This is a genomic window from Thermococcus celericrescens (assembly GCF_001484195.1).
Classification (GTDB): domain Archaea; phylum Methanobacteriota_B; class Thermococci; order Thermococcales; family Thermococcaceae; genus Thermococcus; species Thermococcus celericrescens.
The window spans coordinates 87,711-106,958 of record NZ_LLYW01000029.1 but is presented as its reverse complement, the minus strand read 5'-3'; the positions used below and the strand labels follow the sequence as shown (position 1 = coordinate 106,958).

16 protein-coding genes are annotated in these 19,248 nt (G+C 52.4%); 4 read left to right on the top strand and 12 right to left on the bottom strand.

The genetic code is table 11. The annotated features are described in order from the left end of the window. Positions 1 to 48: 48 nt before the first annotated feature. The 6 genes from APY94_RS08690 to APY94_RS08665 all read right to left on the bottom strand — a co-directional run bounded on the left by APY94_RS08690 (position 49) and on the right by APY94_RS08665 (position 7,204). Positions 49 to 2,271, bottom strand: coding sequence for a CRISPR-associated helicase/endonuclease Cas3 (locus tag APY94_RS08690; RefSeq protein WP_058939257.1), 2,223 nt, complete (start codon positions 2,269 to 2,271; stop codon positions 49 to 51). Continuing rightward, positions 2,268 to 2,900: a type I-B CRISPR-associated protein Cas5b gene (gene cas5b, locus APY94_RS08685; protein ID WP_058939256.1), complete on the bottom strand. Its 633-nt coding sequence runs from the start codon at positions 2,898 to 2,900 to the stop codon at positions 2,268 to 2,270. The genes APY94_RS08690 and cas5b overlap by 4 nt, the downstream gene beginning before the upstream one ends. A gap of 4 nt (positions 2,901 to 2,904) precedes the next feature. Further along, positions 2,905 to 4,029 carry a type I-B CRISPR-associated protein Cas7/Cst2/DevR gene (gene cas7i, locus APY94_RS08680; RefSeq protein ID WP_058939255.1) on the bottom strand — a complete coding sequence of 375 codons (1,125 nt, stop codon included), beginning with the start codon at positions 4,027 to 4,029 and terminating at the stop codon, positions 2,905 to 2,907. Then, positions 4,026 to 5,489, bottom strand: coding sequence for a type I-B CRISPR-associated protein Cas8b1/Cst1 (gene cas8a1 / locus APY94_RS08675; protein WP_083500639.1), 1,464 nt, complete (start codon positions 5,487 to 5,489; stop codon positions 4,026 to 4,028). The genes cas7i and cas8a1 overlap by 4 nt, the downstream gene beginning before the upstream one ends. Next, positions 5,458 to 6,246 carry a CRISPR-associated endoribonuclease Cas6 gene (gene cas6 / locus APY94_RS08670; RefSeq protein WP_058939253.1) on the bottom strand — a complete coding sequence of 263 codons (789 nt, stop codon included), beginning with the start codon at positions 6,244 to 6,246 and terminating at the stop codon, positions 5,458 to 5,460. The genes cas8a1 and cas6 overlap by 32 nt, the downstream gene beginning before the upstream one ends. A gap of 259 nt (positions 6,247 to 6,505) precedes the next feature. Beyond that, positions 6,506 to 7,204, bottom strand: a complete 699-nt coding sequence (locus APY94_RS08665; RefSeq protein WP_058939252.1) for an acetate--CoA ligase family protein — start codon at positions 7,202 to 7,204, stop codon at positions 6,506 to 6,508. Positions 7,205 to 7,358: 154 nt separating this feature from the next. On the opposite strand from APY94_RS08665, the gene APY94_RS08660 reads away from it, so the two are divergent. Then, positions 7,359 to 8,663, top strand: coding sequence for a DUF4139 domain-containing protein (locus APY94_RS08660; protein ID WP_058939251.1), 1,305 nt, complete (start codon positions 7,359 to 7,361; stop codon positions 8,661 to 8,663). Between the two features lie 2 nt (positions 8,664 to 8,665). On the opposite strand, the gene APY94_RS08655 is transcribed toward APY94_RS08660, so the two are convergent. Then, entirely contained in the window at positions 8,666 to 8,899 is a 234-nt protein-coding gene (locus APY94_RS08655; RefSeq protein WP_058939250.1) for a hypothetical protein, read from the bottom strand. A gap of 93 nt (positions 8,900 to 8,992) precedes the next feature. Here APY94_RS08655 and APY94_RS08650 point away from each other — a divergent pair, with 93 nt between their 5' ends. From APY94_RS08650 to trmBL2, 3 genes are all read left to right on the top strand, one after another. Continuing rightward, positions 8,993 to 9,523, top strand: a complete 531-nt coding sequence (locus tag APY94_RS08650) for an SWIM zinc finger family protein (RefSeq protein ID WP_058939249.1) — start codon at positions 8,993 to 8,995, stop codon at positions 9,521 to 9,523. Between the two features lie 52 nt (positions 9,524 to 9,575). Further along, on the top strand, positions 9,576 to 14,726 hold the full coding sequence (gene rgy / locus APY94_RS08645) for a reverse gyrase (RefSeq protein ID WP_058939248.1): 5,151 nt from the start codon (positions 9,576 to 9,578) through the stop codon (positions 14,724 to 14,726). A gap of 342 nt (positions 14,727 to 15,068) precedes the next feature. Next, positions 15,069 to 15,863: an HTH-type transcriptional regulator TrmBL2 gene (gene trmBL2, locus APY94_RS08640; protein WP_058939247.1), complete on the top strand. Its 795-nt coding sequence runs from the start codon at positions 15,069 to 15,071 to the stop codon at positions 15,861 to 15,863. A gap of 30 nt (positions 15,864 to 15,893) precedes the next feature. Here the strand turns inward: trmBL2 and APY94_RS08635 are convergent, their stop codons facing one another. From APY94_RS08635 to APY94_RS08615, 5 genes are all read right to left on the bottom strand, one after another. Beyond that, positions 15,894 to 16,823, bottom strand: a complete 930-nt coding sequence (locus APY94_RS08635; protein WP_058939246.1) for a CGP-CTERM sorting domain-containing protein — start codon at positions 16,821 to 16,823, stop codon at positions 15,894 to 15,896. After that, positions 16,808 to 17,794, bottom strand: coding sequence for a DUF4855 domain-containing protein (locus APY94_RS08630; protein WP_058939245.1), 987 nt, complete (start codon positions 17,792 to 17,794; stop codon positions 16,808 to 16,810). The genes APY94_RS08635 and APY94_RS08630 overlap by 16 nt, the downstream gene beginning before the upstream one ends. A 140-nt stretch (positions 17,795 to 17,934) precedes the next feature. Then, the gene (locus APY94_RS08625) at positions 17,935 to 18,147 is read right to left on the bottom strand and encodes a helix-turn-helix domain-containing protein (RefSeq protein ID WP_058939244.1); all 213 of its coding nucleotides are present in this window, start codon (positions 18,145 to 18,147) and stop codon (positions 17,935 to 17,937) included. Further along, a complete protein-coding gene (locus tag APY94_RS08620) occupies positions 18,144 to 18,473 on the bottom strand; it encodes an Sjogren's syndrome/scleroderma autoantigen 1 family protein (RefSeq protein ID WP_058939243.1) in 330 nt (109 codons plus the stop codon). The genes APY94_RS08625 and APY94_RS08620 overlap by 4 nt, the downstream gene beginning before the upstream one ends. A gap of 4 nt (positions 18,474 to 18,477) precedes the next feature. Next, a complete protein-coding gene (locus tag APY94_RS08615) occupies positions 18,478 to 19,203 on the bottom strand; it encodes an arginase family protein (RefSeq protein ID WP_058939242.1) in 726 nt (241 codons plus the stop codon). Positions 19,204 to 19,248 lie beyond the last annotated feature (45 nt).

Sequence of the window (19,248 nt, the reverse complement as noted above, 5' to 3'; positions counted from 1 at the left end):
TGTAACAGTATTTAGTGTGGTGAATTTTATAGTTTTTGGTGTAATCAATCAAAGCATATCTCCTCCCTTTACTGGAATTCTTAGAAGGCCGGTTTCTGGGTTGTACTCAAGCTCAGCAACGAGGATGTATCTTCCCGGCCTCTTATCAGAGAGCCTGTGGAAGTTTTCCCTCTCGGCGTAGTAGAGCCACATTGGAATCGGAGTGAGATAGCGGTGCACTTCCATACCCATTTTCCTGTCGAGCAGTTCGCTTACCCTTCCCTGGTAAACACCTGGAACCGCTTCGAGGCCATTGAACATCTCATAGAACCTCTGCTCGTCTTCTCCTTTCATCATAGGCTTCACGCTCCTGAAAACTTCAAGGGCCCTCTCCCTGTAGTCCTCGACTTCCCGCTCAAGTTTGCTCGATACTGGAAGATAAACCTGACTTACAAGCTCTGAAATCTTCGATTCCCTTAGTTCATTCCCATCCAATTCCTGAAGTATCTTCACACTCTCTTCAACGATCTTGTATGGCTTGTAGATTTTCCTATCGGCCTCGGAACCTTTGGTCAGGACGTAGACATCTTCGATCCTCCCTTCTCTCCAACCCTGCCTGTTCACTCTCCCGAAGCGCTGTATTAGCGCGTCCAAGGGAGCAGGTTCCGTCAGTATCGTCGAGAAGCTGACGTCAAGGGAGACCTCCACGACCTGCGTTGCAACGACGAAGTCATAATCGGACATCCGTTCCAGGAGAGCCTTTTCCTTTGCTTCCCTGTCGCCGTAGGTAAACCTGCTGTGGAGGGGCAGAACCCTGTAGTCTTCGCTTAACTCTTTGTAAACGCTCACCGCCCGGTCCACGCTGTTGCACGTTATCAGAGCAGGTCTTGAAGTTTCCCTAACTTTCTCATATATCTTGAGCTCTTTGATTAGCTCCCTCACGGAAGCCATGTCTCCGTCAACAACGTGGACTCTGTGACGGGTGAACTTATCTAACTCTTCTGCGGTGGCTTTGAGTTCCTTAAAGGGGGCTGTGTTCTTAATAAGTTCTTCAAGGAAGTCCGGTAGGGTTGCCGTCATCACCATGGCCTTTGCTCCCATTGATTTAAGCTCTTCAAGCATCGCGAGGATTATTCCGAGGACGTTTGGCTCATAGGCGTGTATCTCATCGAATATGAGGAGCGATTCTGAGAGCTCCGTTTTCAGCATCTCGTGGAAGCCGACCCCAAAGAAGGCCTTCATAAGCTGGAATGGAGTGGTAACCTTTAGCGGGGTGTATATTTTATGGTAAAGCGAGCTCAGCCTCTTGTATTCGAGGGCAGATGCGTAGAGATAAAAGCTCGCTGAGCTGTGGAGAACCCCAATGATGGCGGGATCCGAGAATATCCCCATCATTCTCCGGTGCATTGCGTTTATGCTAGCTTTATATGGCAAGATGTAAAAAATCCTGCTTGTTATTTCCCCTTTCTTCCGAAAAGCGTTTCTGTTCGCCCATAGGAGTGCCGCTTCGGTCTTCCCATACCCGGTAGGTGCCCTTAGGAGCAGGTTCCCCTCGGAATTGGAAGCCGCGACTTGGAGAGGTCTGAGTTTCTTTCGGGGAATTTTCAGCTCAAGCCTTTCCACAATGTCGGGTAGGCGGAGTATCCCGGTTTCACCCGCGGAGGCGAGGTGGTCTGAGGCGTTTAACAGACCCCGCATAAACGTCAGTGTTTCCTTCTCCTCCTCAAGATGGTCATCATACCACTCCTTTAACTTCTGAAAATCGAATTCTCCGAGCCTCTCCTTCCAGTCTTCCGGTAAGTGGAACCTTTTCGGTGGCTTGGTTGTTCCGAAGTAGTATGCCTCAATGTTGGGGACCCTCGGCAGAAACATCCTCTCTATGTACTCGGCCCGCTCAAGGAGTTCCTCAAGCTTCTCGTCGAACTCGAGGGGACCTATGTTGGCAATACGAACTGGGAGGATCCCTTCGAGCTCATCCAGGGTCTTGTGATGGGTGAGTATCGCCAGCGCTATGAGGTTGCGTTCCCTCTCCGGAAAGTCCAGAAACTGTACGAATGGAGCCGAAAGAATCTCGTGGCGGTAGCCCCACTTGTTCTTCTTTTTTTGAAAGCCGCGGGCACACTTTCCAATATCGTGGAGGAGGACGGCATAAAATGAAAGCTCAAAAATGCCAGGGGAAAGCTCCTCAAGCCAGCTGAATGAGTTCTTTATGCTCTTCAGTACGTTGATTGCATCGAGCGTGTGGCACTCTAGGAACTGGTGGGGGTTGAATTTGGCATAGCAGAGCTTCATCCGCTCCACCTATGCAGGCAAACGCCTATATCGAGCTCTGGGTCGTAGGGCGCTTTGGTTCTCTGCCTCATTCTTTCGGCCCTCGTTCTTGGGAACGGGAGTACGATAAAGGGCCTTACGAGCTTTGCCCTTCTCGGAACGGTGGAGTAGTCGTATTCAACGACGAGCGCATGGACCATTCCTGGGAGTCCGAGCCCGATGGGAACCACTGTGCCCCCGAGGGGCGCTTCCTTTTCTTCAAGTTTAACCTCTTCCTTGATTTCCTCAACGACTGCTAGGTCGCTCGACCTTCCGAGGAGGAGCTGGTAGCGGGGTCTTTTGAAGTGTTCCTTCCACTCATCTGGGAGATATAGGTAGAGCTCCGCGTTGTGGTGGAACTCGCGCTTCATGATGTCCGTCTCGACCTTTCCAAGGGCGTAGATTTTTTCAAGGTCTACTCCCTTACCCCTACTTTTGAAGACGTAGCCAACGTATGGAAGTTTGGTGAGGTAAACCGGTTCTCCCTTTGCGGCGGAGAGTATGCCCTGGATAGTCGATGGCGGTGGAACTGGCAGGGTCGGCTGGTACCCTGACTGAAATGTTGGAAAGCGGAAAGATGCTGTCCATGCCCTCAGCTTTACCCGTATCATGGGCTCACCCGTAGTACGCCTCGATTTCCTTTGAGAACTCATCTATCGCTTCCTTCACCGTTCCAACGAACACTCCAATACCGCTCTCCTTAAGCTTCTTGACAGCATCATTCATATCCCAACCAAGGGACTTAACGAAGCCCTCATCGTAGCCGAGGTAGAGCTTTGCCCCGTCGGGAATAACGTCTTTAAAGTCTCTCAGCCTCTTTGCAAGTGCCTCCACGTCAAACTTGATTTCTCCCCTGTCCTCGAAGACTATGTCGCTTATGAACGGGTTTATTCCTGCTTCAACATTGAGGAGGAGCACGAACTTGGGAGTTACGTCCGTGTGGTACTGCGTCTGCTTGGCGCCGCCTGAGAGGAGGCGGAGGGCTTTTATGGCTTCACCTGCGCGTTTCTTCCTTATCTCTACCGGCATAATCCATTCTTTTTCATTCATCTGGACTTTAAGCTCCTGTGCAGGTTTCAGATACTCCTCCTCGTATTTCATAGCCTTGAGGGCTTTCTTTAGGACTTTCTCTTTCTTTTTTCTATCTGAGACTAGGTTGAGTATTCTTGGTATTGATTCTGGAGTTAGGAGATTTAAGTAACCTGCCTTATATTCTATAGTGAACTTCCCTACGGCATCGAGATCTAGGGAGAATGCCCCCTTAAAGACAGTAGAGTAGAACTCCTGGCCGTACGGAACTGGATCGCCCTCATGCCTTGAAGCATAGCCCTCATCCAACGTTACAGAGTTTCTTTCTGGTAATATGGAGATCAAGGGAGTTGTCTTTAGCGGCGAGACTCTAGTAAGGGCAAACCCTTGTTCGTTTTTCCCGCGTTCAGTTTTTGGTGCCCACATGTAGCCGAATACGTCGTCGTCATCGTATTTAATTGGATTCGCTGCAGTGAAGACTTGCTTCTCTGTTCTGAAGAGTGGAGACATCCTCCATGAAAAGTGGCGTTCTAAAGTCTTTCTCCACCAGTATCTCCAAGCTTGGGAGGAGATATATGCGTAGACATTGCGTCCTTTCTTTAGCTTCTTTACTGCAACCTGGTTTTCCTCAGTGGCAGCAGTTGGCTTTCCAAACATATTCAGCGCCGAGTGCGGCGCGTCTATCAGAACCAGCCCAGTTGCAAACTTCATTCTTCATCCCCCTCCTCAAATTCCTCTTCGTCTTCTTCGGCTTCAACCTCCTCAGCGGAGGCCTTCATGAGCCTGTCGTGGAGCTTTTCATAGATGCGGAAAAGGAGAAGACTTTTGACGGTCTTCCAGGAAACGTTTAGGTCTTCACCGTAGCCCGTGAGTATCCTTGCAAAGTCATCAAAGCTCATCAGGGCCCCTGGAATACCAAGCTCCTGCCTGTCTTTTTCGACTCTTATAAAGAAGCCCTCAAACTGGTAGAGCTTCTCTGCCTTCTCAAGCTCCCTGACGCGTCTTGAGAGCTTGTTGTCCGGCAACTTTTCAACGGTTTCCACAATTCTGTCAGCAACTCCTTTAATAAACTCCAAAGCCTCTTTATCCAAACCCAACACCTCCGAGCAGTAAAATGAAAGGAGCCTCCAGCTTGCGTTCACCTTACGGTTTTGGAAGTCAAGGAAGTACGGGAGTATGCTTTCTCCGGAGAGGAGCTTTGAGTAGACGTTGTTGGGATAACGTTTCTTAAAATCCTCAAACTCTTCCTCACTCGGCCTTCTCCTCCATCCCATTGAAACGATATTCCTCCAGCCTGCCCTGTCCATCCTAGCCGCGAAGGCGACGAAGCGGAGAACCGGGTTGGGGATGTATATTACTTCCATTTCTTGGCCCTGATTGTTGTTAACGAAGTAGTAGAGTGCAATTGAGGCGTTTTGGAGTTTGCCCAGTTCAAGGTTCGTCCCTATCTCGATGAGCTTTTCAAACAGGAAGTTCTCAGGCCGTTTGAAGTCCCGCGCTGTGGAGGCAAGCTCACTCTTTTTGATGTCATCTATGGCTTCCTTATGAAACTCGAGCATCAGTTCGTATGGGTGTGCGTGGATTATAAGAACCCTTGAGAGGCGGTAGGCAACTAGGGGCATCATCTGGGCAAGAAACAGGCAGTGGGAGCAGATGTTTGCCCCATCTTTTCCGGAGGGGAAGTAGTTTGGAACTCCTCCAGTACCGATGAGTGGAAAGTCAGAGCGATAAACCGGTTTGGTTCTAGCGTGCCTTCTTCCGCAGATTTCACATATCGGGGCGCACGGGTCTTCTTTCTCACTGAGCAGGCCGATTAGATTCTTTTTAATTGCCTCTGATGTTCTCTTCTTGGCCATACTGGGGTTTGCCATGAGGATTCCGCTGTTTGGAAGCATCATCGCGTGTATGTACCCTGAACTCCACTCTTTCCGAGCATACAGTCTGGAAGCGAAATTTATGGCATCTTCAATATCCTCCTCAGTCAGCTCCTCTGGCTTTTCCTTTCCGCTCAAGAGCAGCAATGCGACGAGGCCCGCGTCAGTAAAAGGGTGCCCAGTCCAGGTGAAAAGCGGAGATGCATCATCTGAAGCTGTCTGCACCTCATGAGTCCTTTGATCCTCAGATTTTGTCTGGAACTCCTCAGACCTTTTTTCTTCCCCGATCTCTTTCACCTCCTTTCCAGCGCCTTTTCATCTTCGCATCCTTTCCGTCAACCTTCACCATCCCGAACCCCATCGAGTTCTTCTCGCCGAAGCCAGCTAAGTAGCCGGCCCTCAACAGGTCTTCATCACCGTAAGCTTTGAACACGAGATGCCATGCCACCTGAAAGATGCCAGGCTTAACTTCGAAGCGCTTCGGCTTGGCGTTGAGGACTTTCATCTCGAACTCTTCGGGCGGTTTTGATCCGTAAATGAGAACGTACTTCTCGCGAAGGTTCTCCTTGATGAGTTCGTAGAACTCCGGCTCCCTGGGCGATAAGTCGTAGCTCCTCGGCTTTCCGAACTGGAGCCTTTTGGTGGTGACGGCTATGGGTGAAAGGGTCACGAACTTCCTCCCGCTCAGCCTCTCGGGTTCCGCCAGGGCCTTGACCTCCTCGACCACGAACCTCTCGCCCCACAGCTCGACCTCCGGCCTCTGGAGCAGGTCGCTGATGAACGCCTTCGCTATCTCTGGAACGGCCGTTGAGAAGTAGAAGAAGCCCCTCCTGTATCCCAGAAAATATGGGCCTCCCTTTTCGAAGTCTCGCTTTTCCGCCATGAAGAGCGAGAACGTGAAGAGCTTTGGTATCTTCGGCGAGTGAAGACGGAGGCTCAGATCGGGGTTAACGCGCTGAATCCTCCTGTAGATCAGCCCCTGGAGGTAGTGCTGGTGGTTGAAGGGAACCTTGAACGGCTCATTCTCCGGGCGGAGTCTTATTGCAAACCTCAACCTATCACCCCACTACGCGGTAGCGTATGGCAAAAAAGGTACGTTGTTGAACCTTATAAGGCTTTCTAACCTTTAGAGTACGAAGTAAAATGAGCATCATGTTCCACTTCAATGACGGTGCAGTAGTAACTTATTACCCCGCGGACTACATAGCCCGGCTCCATGCGTCTATAGTGCATTGGTGATGTATAACCGCCGGCATAATAACGCGAGTATACATGAAACTCACAAAGGCAGAAGAGAGAAAGGGAAAAATCCCTCAGAGAAGCATCCTGGCGTCGACGGCAACGGCGCTGTCCTCGTAGGCGAAGATCGGGTTGATGTCGAGCTCCTTGATCTCCGGAAGCTCGAGGGCGAGCTCGCCGACCTTGGTGATTATCTCGGCGAGGGCCTCGATGTTGACCGGCTTCTCACCGCGGGCTCCGGCGAGGATTGGGTAGGCCTTGATCTCCTTTATCATGTCGAGGGCCTCGTCCCTGCTTATCGGGGCGACCCTGAATGACACATCCTTGAGTATCTCGACGAAGATTCCACCGAGACCGAACATTATGGCCGGGCCGAACTGCGGGTCGCGGATCATACCGACGATGACCTCCTTGCCGAGCGGGAGCATCCTGTATATGATAACGCCCCAGAGGTCGGCGTCCGGCTTGTAGTTCTTGGCGTTCTCCATGATGGTCTTGAAGGCCTGCCTGGCCTCCTCGTCGCTCTTGATGTTGACCTTGACACCGCCGGCGTCGCTCTTGTGGATGATCTGCGGGGAAACGATCTTCATGACGACCGGGTAGCCGATCTCCTTGGCGAACTGAACGGCTTCCTCCTCGTTGGTGGCGACCTTGAAGTCCGGAACGGGGACGCCGTAGAGCTTGAGTATCTCCTTCGCCTCAGGCTCGACGAGCGGCCTGTTTTCGGCCTTGGCCTTCTCGATGATTGCCCTAGCCTTCTCAATCCTGTCCATACCAATCACCTCATCAGCTTGACAGTTCTCAATCCGACCGGGCAGTTAAAAGGGTTTCCATTTGCCAACCAATCGTTTCTTTCGTTTCGGCTCGGTTTGAAGCGATGAGGGGGGTATAAATACTCCGCCGCCAAATATAGTACAGGTGATTTTTATGAGAAAGAAGGCGATAGCTGCAGTGGGTGGAATTGCACTTATAATCCTGGCAGTTTTCTCGTTCCAGGGGGAGAAGGCAGCGGCGAGCGACACCACCGTCGTCCTTTACAACTCTGCGAAGATTGGGGTTGTGGAGAGGGTCATGGAGGTTGAGCTGGATGAGGGAATAAACGACGTGCCCCTGGAGGAGCTGGCCGGGCTCGACATAGCGGAGGTCACGATAAGGCCTCTTGACGGTGGAGTACACGTCCTCGGGGTCTTCAGCAAAGGCTCAACCGGGGACGTTTACAGCGCCAACGTTGGAAGCGAGGTCGAGGTCAAGCTGAGGAGCGGCGACACCGTTACTGGCAAGTTCCTTGGATTCAAGAACGGGAAGATAGCCATCGAGGGCGACGGCTACTACCTCATAAACCCAAGTGAGGTTGTGTACTTCAAGGCCAAAAACCTCGGCGGGCAGGCGAGCGTCTACGTGGTTCTTGGTGCGGACAAAGCCGGAAAGTACAACGTGAGCATCATCTACCGCGTCTCCAACATGAGCTGGGAGAGCAGGTACAAGCTCTACATCGGCGATAACGCGAAGCTCTACGGCTACATAGTCCTCAACAACCCGACTGCCCAGGAGTTCAAGGACGCGAAGGTTCTCCTCGTCGCCGGCGACGTCCAGCTGTATCAGAAGGTCCCCCAGCCGAGGGTTCTCTACACCCTGGCGGAGAAGGAGACTGACCAGGTCAACGTCGGCCAGCCGGAGAAGATAGAGGCGTTCTACCTCTACAAGCTTGGCGTCGTTGACCTGAATCCCGCGAGCAAGATGATGTATCCATACATCAACTTCGAAGCCCCCTTCGAGAGGGAGTACCTCTACGAGAGCTGGCCGTACGGGGGAGAGGAAGCCGTCTACGAGTCGATATCGTTCAAGACGGAGAAGGTTCTCCCAGCGGGAATCGTTGAAATATACCGGGAGACCGACGACGGGAGCCTCCTCGTGGGCGAGAGGTCCATCGAGCATACCTCCAAGGGTGAGATGCTGAGGATAGGCATCGGCAGGGACTACGACCTCAAAGGCACAACTACTATGCTCGATCAGAGGAACGGCGAGGGCTACACCTACTACAAGATAAAGATAACCCTCGAGAACTTCGGGAACGAGACCAAGACCGTCGTGGTCAGGCACCACAAGTGGGGCAAGCTGCTGAGTTCGAGCATCCAGCCGATCGACGAGACCGCCAACTACATCGACTTCAGGGTAACCCTGAAGCCCGAAGAAAAGAAGGAGATAATCTTCGACTACGAGAACCGGTATTGAGACTAGCTCTTCCGCAGGGTTATCTCAAATATGTTTTCTCCTTTTGTTATGTCCAGCACGAGGCTCTTGTCGTAGTCGACGAACTTGGTGTTCACGACGGCGTAGCCCTCTCCCTTGAGGAACTCAGCTATCTTTAGACCCAGGTCGCCAAAGAACTCCGCCGCCATCGTGGACATGCTCGGCTCCTTTATACTCAGCTCGTCGTGATAGCGCCTGGCCAGCTCAAAAACATCCATGGTCACCACCGGTTATAGTATGCTCCCGGAGGATAAAACGCTTTCGTCCGAAAGGCTTAAAGCAACCCCGGCCAAGCGGTGAGAGTGAGAGCCATGGATGAGAAGACCCTCAGGAAGGGCGAGCGCTACTACAGAGCTGGAAAGGTCCTATGGGTCGTCAAGTACGGTGACAGGCTCTTTTCCAAGGTCCTGGGCACTTACCCGTACTACGTGGAGCTGAACCTCTCGACGGGAGAAAACACCTGCACCTGCCCTCTGGGCGGTGACTGCAAGCACGTTGCGGCCGTTATGAAGGCCCACGAGAACGGGTTCTACTTTGAGGCCTTCGACCGTCACGCCGATCTCTTCCCGGAAGCGGTTGCCATGGAGTTCCTCGCGGAGGTTCCGGAGCTGGCCCTCGACGTCACCATTAAGGAGCTCCGCTTTGCCCTCAGCACTGACGAGAGCGGGAGTGAGGTCGCGAGGCTTTTCAGACGGGCACTGAGGCTCGTGGACATGACCGGGAAAAGAGAAGCCCTGCACTTTCTTGAAGAGGTGATTGAGGAATACCGGCACGTTTTCAGCGACTATGAGCTGGCGCTGAGGCTCGAGAACGAACTGAGGGAGCTTGAGACGGCCCTCTAAAAAAGCCTTATAAATCCCCCACGCACCAAATAGAAACTTAGAGGGTGAGAAAATGAAGGCGATCTATCGGGAGATGTGCCCGAACTGCCTCGGTAGAATCTCCGATGAGAGGCTGATCAATAAGAACCCGTGCAGCGAGTGTCTCGATGATACCGTCACCGCCGATTCTTATTTTGACCTCATAACTGCGGTTAGAAGCGCCCTGAAGCTCAGAGGCACGTTGGAGGAGTGGGAGAGGATATACTCCCTTGAGAATGGGTTGCGTGAAGTTGAGGGGTTCTTCGAAAAGGCCACCGGTTTTACCTTCTGGAGCGCCCAGAGGACATGGGTAAAGAGACTCCTGAAGGGCAGGAGCTTCTCAATCATAGCCCCCACGGGGATGGGAAAAAGCACCTTTGGGGCGTTCATGGCGGTCTGGCACGCGACCAGGGGAAAGAAGAGCTACATAGTCGTCCCAACAACGCCGCTGGTGGTTCAGACCGTCAGGAAGATTCGGAAGATAGCGGAGAATGCGGGCGTTGAGGTCAACCTCGCCTACTACCACGGCAACCTCCGGAAGAAGGAGAAGGAGGAGATGCTGGCCAAGATTCAGAACGAGGACTACGGGATACTCGTCACCAGTGCCCAGTGGATGGCCAGGAAGTTCGATGAGGTTCTGAAGGGCAGGCACTTCGATTTCATATTCGTCGATGACGTTGATGCGTTTCTCAAGGCCAGCAAGAACATAGACCGCTCCCTTTACCTCCTCGGTTTCAACGACGAGGTAATCGGAAAGGCCTGGGAGATAATCCGCCTTAAAAAGCAGATGTCCAAATACCTGAACGGACGCGCCAAGGACAGGGAGGAGAGACTTAAGGAGCTAAACGCTCAGATAGCGGAGCTCCAGCGCGATATAGAGGAGTTCAAGCGCGAAAACCCGATCGGAATCATGATAATAGCCTCGGCCACGGGCTCGGCAAGGGGCGACAGGATAAAACTCTACCGCGAGCTCCTGGGTTTCGAGGTTGGAAGCGGGAGAAGCGCCCTCAGGAACGTCGCTGACACCTATCTAAAGCCGAGCAAGGACATCAAGGAGCACGTGGAGGACCTTTTAACGATGCTCGGGAAGGGAGGCATAATATTCACCCCAATCGATCAGGGGCTGGGCTATGCCGAGGAGCTGGCGGATTATCTCCGCGAGCGCGGCTTCAGAATCGAACTCGTCAGCTCCAAGAACAGGAAGGCCCTCGAACGCTTCGAGAACGGGGAGGCCGACTACCTCATAGGCTCCGCCACCTACTACGGCTCCCTCGTCCGCGGTCTCGACATGCCCCACCTCATCCGCTACGCGATATTCACCGGCGTTCCCAAGTTCCGCTTCTCCATAGACCTCGAAAGACCGACCATCTACCGCGCCCTCGGCCTCCTCAGCGAGGTCATGGACTTCCTGAGTGACGAAGATAGGAAGCAGGCCGAAAAGCTTCATGCGAGGCTCAGGAGGCTGATACGGAACATCCCTCAGTTCGAGCTCCTTAAGATAGAGGAAGCTTTAGCTGAGGGACTGCCGATAGAGAACGAGTTCCATAACCACGTCCTCGGCGTTTTCCGTGAGCTGGTCGAGTTCCTGAGGAAGGTTCTCAAGGACGAGGAGGTTCTCAGAAAGCTCGCCGAGGATCCCTTCATCAGCCTGAAGGAGGAAGGTGGCAAGTGGTACATCGAGATTCCCGATGTTAGAACGTACATCCAGGCCACCGGAAGGACGAGCCGCCTGTTTGCCGGTGGAATCACCAAGGGACTGAGCGTCCTCCTTGTGGACAACGAGAAGGTCTTCAACGGTCTCCTCAGGCAGATGCGCTGGCGCTTCACGGAGTTCAAGATGGTGCCCTTCGAGGAGCTGAACCTCGACGAGGTTCTGAGGCAGATAGACGAGGACAGGGAAAAGGTTCGCCTCGTGATGGAGGGCAAGATAAGCGCCAAGGTCAAAGACCTGGTCAAATCCGCCCTCATGATAGTGGAGAGCCCGAACAAGGCCAGGACAATAGCCAACTTCTTCGGCCAGCCGAGCAAGACCAGGATAGGTGACTTAGTCGCCTACGAGGTGAGCATAGGAAACATGATGCTGACCATTCTGGCGAGCGGCGGGCACATGTTCGACCTCGTGACAAACGAGGGCTATCACGGCGTTCTTGTTGATGAGAAAGACGGCATGCTGAAGTTCATACCCGTCTACGACACCATCAAGCGCTGCCGCGACTGCGGTCACCAGTTCGTGGACTGGGAGGAGAAAGGAATTTGTCCGCGCTGCGGCTCGACCAACGTCCGCGACGCCCTTCAGAACGTCAAGGCGATGCGCGAGCTCGCCCAGGAGGTTGATGAGATACTCATAGCAACCGACCCCGATACGGAGGGTGAGAAGATAGCCTGGGACATCATGAATGTCCTGAGTCCGTACACCCCGAACATCAAGCGCATAGAGTTCCACGAGGTCACGAGACCGGCGATAATGCGCGCCATCGAGGAGGCCAGGGACGTCAACGAGGGCCGCGTCAACGCGCAGATAGTGAGGAGAATAGAGGACAGGTGGATAGGCTTTGAGCTGAGCCAGGAACTCCAGCGTGTCTTTGAGAACCGCAACCTCTCCGCAGGAAGGGTTCAGACGCCGGTTCTCGGCTGGGTGATTGAGCGCTACAAGGAGTTCACCGAGAGCGAGACGTACTTCATGGGGCTGACCCTTGAGAACGACCTGCGGATAACCGTGGAGCTCGGAAAGGACGGCAAGGGGATTGAGCCGCCCGAATACGTCACTGTCGAGGACGTTCAGCTTGAGGAAAAGGAGCTGAAGCCCTCGCCGCCGTACACCACGGACGCCATGCTCAAGGACGCCTCGACCTTCCTCAAGCTGTCCGCGCCTGAGACTATGAGGCTGGCGCAGGATCTGTTCGAGGCCGGTCTCTGTGTTACCCCCGACACCCTTGTGAGCCTCGCCGACGGAAGGATCATAGAGATAGAGATAGACGCCGTTGAAAAGTCTGAGGAGAACCTGCTCGCAGTGAACGGCCTCAAGCCGAAGGAAGCAAAAGCCCTCAAGTTCTGGGAGATAGAATGGGATGGCCCTATTAAGGTTATCAGGCTCAAGAACGGCCACAAAATCAAAGCAACGCCCGACCACGGGCTTCTAGTAATGAGAGATGGAAAACTCGGCTGGGTTTCGGCAAGGAACATCAGGAAAGGCGACTACGTTGCCTTTGCCTATAACACCGGCCATCGCGGAAAGGACGAATACACCCTCCTTCAGCTATTGATAGAGCTTGGGATAACCGACGTTATGGTGGAGCTCGAAGACGGCTACTTCCACTCAACCATCGCCCCACTCGTGAAGGAGAGAATTCAGACAAGCACAAAATACAAATACCTACGCAGATGCGTTTTGCCCCTCTATCTCTTGCTCCAGTGGGGAATAGAAGGCTATGAACCCCATGTAAAGTCCCTCTACCGCCAGAGGGCTAGCTCAAAGCCGATTCCTAACTTCAAGCTTGACGAGAATTTCTGGTACCTCTTTGGTCTCATTCTCGGTGATGGAACTATAAGGGATAGCAAAGTTCTGATCTCCCAAACTCCGTTAAAGACTGTTAAAGTGATAGTTAGGGAAATACTGCCATTTGTCCATGTATTTGAAACTTCCACCCAGGTGGGCTTCTCAAATTCGGTTTTGGCAGAGGTATTCAGAAGGTTGGGGGCCAGAAAGGGCAAACTCCACCCGCTGGTGTTTGAACTGCGCGAGGAGTACATCAATGCAATGATCGCAGGGTATTTTGACACGGATGGGACGTTCTCAATCCTGAACGACAGGAAGGGACCGAACTTCAGGGCCGTTCTCACCTCAAAGAGGACCGATGTGCTCAGGACCCTCAGCGTCTACCTCCACCAGATCGGCGTGATGAACTACCTCAGGGGAGACAAACGTACCGGAGTTTGGGAGTTAATAGTGAGCAACAGGAACCTTGGGAGGTTTAAGGAAAAAATCTACCCGTATCTAAGAATCAGAAAGAACCAGTTTGATGGGGCTTATGAGGTTTACAGAGCCTCCAGGAAGGCATTCGAGGGAGACCTGCTTCCGGTTGGTTCAGTCTTTAAGAATCTGAGATTCAGTAAGGGCGTCAAAAACAGGATATTGAAAGAGACGGGAATAAACGTCTGGAACTGGCTCAAGAACGAGGGAGTGGAAATCCCGCGGAGCAAACTTGAGCGGGTTCTTCAATATGCAGAGGACAGCCCCGAGAAGGAGTTCCTCAAGTCCCTCGTTGATGCTGGGGTCACGTGGGTTGAAGTAAAAGAAATAGGGGAAGAGCACTACACCGGAAAGCTCTACGACTTCACAACTACCACGGAGAACTTCATCTCCAACGGTGTCGTCTCCCACAACTGTACTTACCACCGCACCGACTCCACTCACGTCAGCAACACTGGAATAGAAATAGCGAAAGAGTACATCACCCAGGAACTCGGTGAGGAATACTTCAAACCGCGCCCCTGGGGCGAGGAGGGAACCCACGAGGCTATAAGGCCAACGAGGCCGATAGACACCGGCCGTTTAATGCAGCTCGTCCGCGATGGCGTTATCCAGCTCCCCAAGAACCTCACGAGGAACCACTACAGGCTCTACGACATGATATTCAAGAAGTTCATGACGAGCCAGATGAAGGCTGCAAGGATAATCCATGAAAAGGCCGTCATCGACGCTGGCATTGGAAAGACCGAGGTAGAGGGCTATGTTGAGGTCGTTGAGGATGGCTGGACACGGCTGAGGAGCCCGCCGATGAGGCAGCTCCCGAGGCTGGAGAAGGGGGCCAGGCTGAAGGTTGTAGAGGCCAAGAAGTGGAAGGCACCGAAGGTGTCGCTCTACACCCAGGGAGATATAATAGCTCTGATGAAGGAGCGCAAGATAGGCCGGCCATCTACGTACGCGAAGATCGTTCAGACGCTCATCCAGCGCTACTATGCCATCGAGACCCGCGGCAGAAAGAAACTGGTGCCGACGGATCAGGGCATCAAGGTTTATCACTATCTCATTAGTAAATATAAGGATCTCGTCAATGAGGACAAGACGCGGGGACTCGAGGAGCTGATGGACCGCATCGAGGAAGGCCGTGCGGATTATCAGGAGGTCCTAAACACGCTTTATAGGGAGCTGCAGGGATATCTGGGGAATGGAATGCCCCAGTGACTTTTGTCTTGGTTAACTTTTACCACTTTTTAATACTCTGTGCTCTAACACTTTTGGTGATACTAATTTTGGGCTGCGCCTGTACGGAGGGTCAGGTTTTCTAGAATCTTGAGATACACGTGGAGACAAAAGGTTCTAGGGTGATTTTGCTCCCAAGTAAAACCAAAAATTTTAAAATCCCGATGTAGTAATGAGTTTGCATGTATACGCAACGGCAGTAATATCCCGGGAAGTCATCCCGGGGTAATCTTCGGGACATAACCGAAGACACTAACAACATTTGGAAAAAACTTATATGTGATGAAATCGAAAGACAGAATAGAAAATGTGGTGGTGGTAAGAATGGTTAAGGACAGGATGGTTGAGCTCCTTCAGGAGCACTTTGAGTTGAACCTCTACGAGGCAAGGGCGTACGTGGCACTGGTCGGCTTCGGCGTCCTCACCCCGGCCGAGCTGGCCAGCGTTTCGGAGGTTCCGGCTCCGAGGACCTACGACGTCCTCAGGAGCCTTGAGAAGAAGGGCTTTGCCATCAGCCAGCCGGGCAAGGTGAACAAGTACAGGCCCGTCCACCCGCAGAACATCCTCGAGAAGTTCATAGAGGAGTGGCAGGAGCGCGTTGCGGAGGAGCTTGAGCTCAAGAAGAAGGCGAAGGAGGAGCTCCTCGAGCTCATGAGCCCGCTCATCGAGACCGAGATTCCGAAGTACGGCGTCGAGAAGGTCTGGGTCGTCAGGGGCATAAGGAACGCCACCCTCAAGACCAAGGAGATGTTCGAGGAGGCCAAGGAGCAGATACTTCTCGCCGATGACGGCTACATCGCCATCAACCTCGAGAGCGACATCATCAAGGCTATAGACAGGGGCGCCAAGGCCAAGATAATCATCACCGAGAACGTCCTCCACAGGCTCGGCACTTCGAAGATAATGGACTACTACAAGGCCGGCAAGCTCGAGCTCAAGGTCATCGACAAGCTTGAGCTCCCGATGCTCATCTGCGACGACGAGGTCTTCTTCGCCCTCGAGGACATGGCGGCTCGCTACTTCAACTACGAGACCCAGATATGGATCAAGGACTTCCGCGTTAAGGCCCTCTTCGAGGGCAAGTTCAACGAGTACTGGGAGCAGGCCAAGAAGGCCTGATTTCTCTTTCTCTTAATTCATGTCCATTTTTCACCGCCGTCTTCTCCTCAGCAGGGCGGGTATTGCAGCAACGAGGATAATCATCCCCGGTCCGCAGATTCTGTTTTTAGGTTCTTCATCTTTGGTTTGTGTCCCCGCTTTACTAGGTGATGTTTTTACCGGGAGGGTTGTGGAGTTAGTCTCAACGGCCGGGCTGGTTGAGACATCCGCCATCTTTCTGCAGGTCTTTACATTGACGATTTTGACATCGTCGGGGAACCAGAATCCGTTTATCGTGCTGGTGGTGTTGATGTAGAAGAGCGTGATGTTCTTCGTCAAATTGCTCTTCCTGAGGGTGAAATAGACCGGAAACTGGGTCCAGTTGACAATCGCCGGTCGCAGAGGAGACAAGTTAGCATCGCCCGCCTTTGCAACAAGGAAGAAATTTCCTGGGACTTTGATTCTCCAGCCGTTTATCTCGTTCTTGAACACCCTCTTTTCGAGTTGAGACCAGCTCGCGTTGACGCGTTCAACACAGAATTTTTTCGTCTTTAAACGGTAAACGTAGTCCACGTTCATACCACTCTGAGCCTCTGCAGAGTAAGCGAAGGCGTGAACGTTAACGTACCAGGAATCGTTCACGTAAGTTATCCCCATGAAATACACACCACTCACGTTCTTTGGGGCATAATGGGGGAGATCGTGGAGCAGGGCGGGAGTGAAGTTCAGGAGGTAGAGCTGAGAACCATCGAAGAAGAGGAGATAATCGTAAACATCGTACACCTCTGCCCAGCAGGAATCCATACCGCAGGTGATGCCGTAGTTGTCAACCTCAGCGTGAATTAGGGCGCTTGTCCCGTTTGAGAAGACGGAGCTGTGGACCTCGTATAAAAAACCGCCTGAATGCACGGAATAGGTTGCTAAAACTGGAGTAGCGAGGAAAAGAAGGGCAATAACGAGGGGAATCACCAGCCGGGACATTTGGTTCTCACCTTATCGATGACTTTCAAGTTGGTGCCAAAGTAGTAGGCTCTGGTTGAGAATGCACTGGCACTTACTTTAATGATAGCTCTGTAATAATCACAGGCACGATCAATGCACTTTTGCTCTGTCTCTAGGGTAGGCGTCTTATCACATCTAACTTTTTCTTTAAAATGGTTATCCTCCCATGTCCCCTGAGTGCTTTTGCAGTATGCACAGTTGTCCTGTTCTCCAATTATACTGTTATCCACTTCCATCTCAATAGAAAGTCCATGGTCCTTCATCCACTTCACGCGTGATACCAATTCCTCGAAAGTATAATCATTTCCGTCGTTTAACTTGGTAGTCTGATAATAGTGAGGCTGAACGAACACATGGTCAAAATATTTCGCAAGAGTGGGTATGGTAACTAAATTCTTGATTACTCTGTTTTGTATCTCCCCCATAGTCCTGTTCCCAAGCGTTGGAATCCAGATTAGCTCCTGTCCGTGTCCGTGAACATAATCATGGAGACTCTGGATGAACTCCATGGAGACGTTTTCCCCGTGGGGTCCTGTTTGGAGGCAGCTCTCATAACTCCAGTAAAAGCCCTTCATGTTGTCAATATCAACGGAAAGAATACCGTCAATCCAGCCCCTATAGTATGAGTCAGGGACACTTGAAAATGATGCCTGGGTTTGATCCCTCTGCTTTCCATCAGGACGGTAAAATGGTATAGTTATGTATAGTGGCATGCCAATATCCCGAGTGAGAATCCATTTCGCCAGTTCTCTTCCATCATTATACCCGTTGGAGTACATGAAGCCACTGCAATGGGAGTTACGACCCTCCCCATCAAGTACAATAATCCTATCAAAACCCCTCCCCTTGAAGTCCTGAGCAGTGGCATTCCTCCCCCCAACGGTCATCCTCGACTCGTAAGTTCTAAGATTCTCGTTCCACCGAATCCACCATAGTGCGAACTTTGCCACAAGACATCACCATCATAGGTACTATTGAATGTATAAAAAACTATTTGAATTTCTACTTGTCAAAATCGCAACACTATGAGTCAAAAATGGGGGGTAAAAATCAATTACTCAAGCTCCAATCTAAAGAGAAAATCGGGGGCTCAAACGTACTTGAACTCCTCCTCAAGCTCGTCCTTCTCCTTCAGCTTCCAGTAGATCTTCCCATCCTTCTGGTAGCTCTCGACCTTGCCCTGTTCGACGAAGCGGAGCAGGTAGCGGCGCACCTCCATTGCGGGGATGCCGGTTTTTCCTGCTATCTCCTCGATGGTCTTGGGGCCATCGCCGAGGGCCTCCAGAACCTTTACATTCTTCATTCTCCTCCCTCCAGTTTCCGGTATCTTTCCAACAGTTCTATTATCTTTTCCATTGCCCTTAAATGTTTCTCCAGTTCGTCTATGTCCTCTGGGAGGGAGTTGGCGAGCTCGTTGAGCTTCTCCATCAGCCTCTCTTCAACGCCCTTCATTTCGGCTTTCTGCTGCTTCTTCCTGTGCTCGCAGACCGGGCAGAAGACTTTCCCGTCCTTCTCGAAGAGCGGTGAACCGCAGTTGGGGCAGTGCCTGTCGAGCATCTTGGCCCCCGAGAGCATGAGGGGCATTATTATATTCCGTATCTCCTCCTCCGTGGGCCCCCTGGCGCTCATTCAATCACCCCGTCAGGAGCTGGAACACCTCGACGAAGGCCTTCTTCCCGAGGCGGGAGCGCCTTATCCTGTCCGAGACCTCAGCTATGTCAAAAGCCTCTATCCTGAAATTCCTTTTCACCTCTTCCAGCACCTCTATGAGCTCATCGAGGGTCAGCTCACCGTGCTGGAAGCGGGCGATTTTGTACTCCGGTCTAAGGACGTCCATGTCCACGGTGAGGTATATCCCCCCGCCTAGGTACCTCTTCGCCTCATCGAGTATCTCGAGCAGGTCGTTTGTTTGGAGGTTCTTGTAGGCCCTCCACTTCCCGCGGACTTTTCTGCTCCTCAGGAGGGCGGGAAATATCTTGACGCGCCGCGTCCAGAGCTGCGTTCGCTCAGTGGTTGGTATCATGAGGACTGGGGCGAGGACGACGGCCCGGTTTACGAGGCGCTCCTCAAGGGTATAGGCCAGCCACGAGCCGTGGTCGAGGTAGTCGTGCATCAGATCCGTGTGGGCATCGACACTGATGAGTGACTGGGGCCTGAGCTTTTCAACTATTCCGTACGTGGCGAGGTGCTCCCCTATTATGTACGCGCTGTCCTGGGGAATCCTCTCCGACAGGAGCTCAACCCTGCTCGATTCAACTATCATGTAATCCTCGATGAGCTTGTTCCTTTTGAGGAGCTGAAGAACGTAGAGAACACCGTCGCGGTTGGGCTTTTCGCCGAAGGGAATGAACGTCACCATTTGATTCCACCGATCCGTGTTGGTACCAGGGCTTTTAAACCTTGG

Coding starts and splice junctions, on each gene's coding strand:
- APY94_RS08690 (WP_058939257.1), bottom strand. CDS start 2,271: ATGAAGCTCTGCTATGCCAAATTCAACCCCCACCAGTTCCTAGAGTGC.
- cas5b (WP_058939256.1), bottom strand. CDS start 2,900: ATGATACGGGTAAAGCTGAGGGCATGGACAGCATCTTTCCGCTTTCCA.
- cas7i (WP_058939255.1), bottom strand. CDS start 4,029: ATGAAGTTTGCAACTGGGCTGGTTCTGATAGACGCGCCGCACTCGGCG.
- APY94_RS08665 (WP_058939252.1), bottom strand. CDS start 7,204: ATGGACAGGATTGAGAAGGCTAGGGCAATCATCGAGAAGGCCAAGGCC.
- APY94_RS08660 (WP_058939251.1), top strand. CDS start 7,359: ATGAGAAAGAAGGCGATAGCTGCAGTGGGTGGAATTGCACTTATAATC.
- APY94_RS08655 (WP_058939250.1), bottom strand. CDS start 8,899: ATGGATGTTTTTGAGCTGGCCAGGCGCTATCACGACGAGCTGAGTATA.
- APY94_RS08650 (WP_058939249.1), top strand. CDS start 8,993: ATGGATGAGAAGACCCTCAGGAAGGGCGAGCGCTACTACAGAGCTGGA.
- rgy (WP_058939248.1), top strand. CDS start 9,576: ATGAAGGCGATCTATCGGGAGATGTGCCCGAACTGCCTCGGTAGAATC.
- trmBL2 (WP_058939247.1), top strand. CDS start 15,069: ATGGTTAAGGACAGGATGGTTGAGCTCCTTCAGGAGCACTTTGAGTTG.
- APY94_RS08635 (WP_058939246.1), bottom strand. CDS start 16,823: ATGTCCCGGCTGGTGATTCCCCTCGTTATTGCCCTTCTTTTCCTCGCT.
- APY94_RS08625 (WP_058939244.1), bottom strand. CDS start 18,147: ATGAAGAATGTAAAGGTTCTGGAGGCCCTCGGCGATGGCCCCAAGACC.
- APY94_RS08620 (WP_058939243.1), bottom strand. CDS start 18,473: ATGAGCGCCAGGGGGCCCACGGAGGAGGAGATACGGAATATAATAATG.
- APY94_RS08615 (WP_058939242.1), bottom strand. CDS start 19,203: ATGGTGACGTTCATTCCCTTCGGCGAAAAGCCCAACCGCGACGGTGTT.